This window comes from Streptomyces sp. NPDC054847 (assembly GCF_053610925.1).
On record NZ_JBSGZJ010000773.1, the window covers coordinates 1 to 1315 of the forward strand.

At 68.6% G+C, this 1315-nt stretch carries 1 tRNA gene and 1 pseudogene; both read left to right on the forward strand.

The features are described 5' to 3' along the window. Positions 1-12: 12 nt before the first annotated feature. A pseudogene (locus tag ACWGH4_RS35145) lies at positions 13-1095 on the forward strand (S1C family serine protease); the annotation flags it as partial. Between the two features lie 103 nt (positions 1096-1198). Next, positions 1199-1283 (forward strand) — tRNA-Ser (locus ACWGH4_RS35150). Positions 1284-1315: the final 32 nt, after the last annotated feature.

Here is a 1315-nt window from a genome sequence, read left to right on the forward strand (position 1 = left end):
CTACACTGATGTATACGAGGTGGCATCGGCTACTGGTATTAATATATCGCAGACGACAGCTCCAGCTCCACCACGGTCTCCGCGGCCAGCCCGCAGGACCTCAAGCGCGACCCGGGGACGGTCGCCGCGGTCGCCGCGAACGCGCTGCCCAGCGTGGTCACCATCGAAGCCAAGTCGGGCGGCGGCGGCATCGAAGGCTCCGAGGGTGAGGGCGAGGGCGGAACGGGAACCGGCTTCGTCTACGACAAGGAGGGCCACATCCTCACCAACAACCATGTGGTCGCCTCCGCGGCCGAGGGCGGCACCCTGTCGGCGATCTTCTCCAACGGCAAGAAGTACGACGCCGAGGTCGTCGGCCGGGCGCAGGGCTACGACGTGGCCGTCCTCAAGCTGAAGAACGCCCCCTCCGGCGTCGACCCGCTGGCACTCGGCGACTCGGAGAAGGTCGCGGTCGGCGACTCGACCATCGCCATCGGCGCCCCCTTCGGGCTGTCGAACACCGTCACCACCGGAATCATCAGCGCGAAGAACCGGCCGGTCGCGTCCGGCGACGGGTCGAGCGGCAACAACTCCTACATGAGTGCGCTGCAGACCGACGCGTCCATCAACCCGGGCAACTCCGGCGGCCCCCTGCTGGACTCGCGCGGCGCGGTCATCGGCATCAACTCGGCCATCCAGTCGGCGGGCAACGGCGGCTTCGGCCAGACCCAGGCCGGCTCGATCGGCCTCGGGTTCGCCATCCCGATCAACCAGGCCAAGGCGGTCGCCGAGCAACTGATCAAGACGGGCCAGCCGGTCTACCCGGTCATCGGCGCGACGGTCGACATGTCGGACCAGGGCTCCGGCGCCCGGATCACCGAGGAGGGCTCCGGCGGCACCCCGGCGGTGACCCCGGACGGACCGGCGGCGAAGGCCGGGCTCAAGCCGGGCGACGTCATCACCACGTTCAACGGCAAGCCGATCGACAGCGGCCCCACCCTGATCAGCGAGATCTGGACCAAGAAGCCGGGTGACAAGGTCACGATGACCTACGAACGCGACGGAGAGTCCCACAAGGTGGAGCTGGTTCTGGGCGAACGCAAGGGCGACAGCTGACCCCGCTCGGCCCGAACCTCCCACCGTCCCCGGAACGCTGCTGCGCCCGGCGACGCGGGCCCGGTAGGCTGTAGCCGCTCCGCAGCAGGTGAGGCGGGGCGTGGGTGGGTTGCCCGAGCGGCCTAAGGGAACGGTCTTGAAAACCGTCGTGGCGCGAGTCACCGTGGGTTCAAATCCCACACCCACCGCTTGCAGGTCAGAGAAGTAGCAGGTCAGAGGG